Origin of the sequence: Micromonospora sp. M61, assembly GCF_018070245.1 — a bacterium.
Classification (GTDB): Bacteria; Actinomycetota; Actinomycetes; order Mycobacteriales; family Micromonosporaceae; genus Micromonospora; species Micromonospora zamorensis.
In genome coordinates this window covers 1-1,396 of record NZ_JAGPYA010000146.1, presented here as the reverse complement: position 1 = coordinate 1,396, position 1,396 = coordinate 1, and the positions used below count along the sequence as shown (strand labels likewise).

The window sequence follows — 1,396 nt, the reverse complement described above, 5'->3', positions numbered from 1 at the left end:
ATCTGGCTGATGTCGTTCGACCAGACGTCCAGGGGCGCCTTGTCCATGTTGTAGGTCATGGGGCCCAGGAGCTGGCCGGGGCCATACATGCCCTTGTTCAGATTGGGGATGCCCCAGCCCCAGCGCGCGTCCGGAACGCCGTCGGGAGCGGTCCAGGCGATGGATGCCCCGGAGGGGGAGGTCTGACCCGTGCCGAGGAACCTCACACCGTCGGACATCTTGTTGTTCGCCGTGGTGAACATCAGATCACGGACCTGCTTGGCGTCCATGTTCGGATAGCGGGAGAGCAGAACCCCCATCACCGCTGTCGCAACAGGCGTCGCCGGAGACGTTCCGCTCGAGTTCGAATAGTTGGTGTCGCCACCGCTGTTCGTGGTCCGAACACTGTTCGACGGAGTGGACACGGTCCACCATTTGGCGAGCCCCGCCTCGTTGTACCCGGACTGCTTCGTGTATTCAGGATTGGCCGCAGTGGGCGGCTGCACCCCGCCGACGGATACCCACTGCTTTTCCGCCAGGGGATTGAAGATGGGATACGCCGGGCGAAAATACGGGTTGCTCCAGTCGTTGTTGCCGGCCGACCTTACGTTGACGGTGCCGCTGTCCTTGATGGCGTCCCAGATGGCATCCATGAAGGATCGTCCGGCGTAGCTCGGATTGTATTGGATGCCGTCCTTGGAATAGCTCTTCTTGAAGAGGAAATACTGGTACTCCAGATCCTTCAAGTACTCGTTGGGGATAATGGTCGCCATTGCCGTGGCGCTGGCGCTGTCTTTGCCACGCAGTTGGTAAGCATTGGCGAGGTTGCCGTTGACTCCAAGGTCGTTTCCTAGGCCGTCAAAGCGGGTCCTGTCAATAGTCTGGACATACGATCCCCAACTGCTGTTGATGACCTGGGCGCCCGCGTCGACCAGGGCCTTGTTGGCGGTACGCCAGTACACGTAATCGTGGAAGGGGCCGTGGGACTGGGTGTCGGAACCGCCGGTCATGGCGACATACATCTTCGATCCAAAGGCGATGCCGTGCTGGTCTTTAACGTCGCGGATGCCGGAGGTAACCCCAAGCATGCCGGTCCCGTGCCCGTAGTCACTTGTTCTCGCCTGATCACCGGCCACAGTGAACGGCTGGCCTGCAGTAAACGGGTTCGCCGGGGTTGCTGCGTTTCGGTACCCGAAGCCGGACGTGCCGTAGACGCCCTCCGCTCTCACCGGAACGATCAGCCCGGTCTGAAATGCCTCGTGTGTAGCCCTGTAGCCCGAATCCATCATGCCCAGCGCGACGCCCTGCCCGCGGTACCCCAGGGCGTAGGCGGTGGACGCGTTCACCGCGACAAGTTGCCATGGGGAATCGACCGCAGCGCCAGGGTTAGAAGGATTATGGCCGGTATAGTAACCAT

1 protein-coding gene is annotated in these 1,396 nt (G+C 61.2%); it reads right to left on the bottom strand.

What is annotated here, in order from left to right:
* Positions 1–1,325: S8 family serine peptidase (locus tag KBX34_RS32960; RefSeq protein ID WP_210928975.1), on the bottom strand; the 1,325-nt coding region annotated here is incomplete at its 3' end.
* Positions 1,326–1,396: the final 71 nt, after the last annotated feature.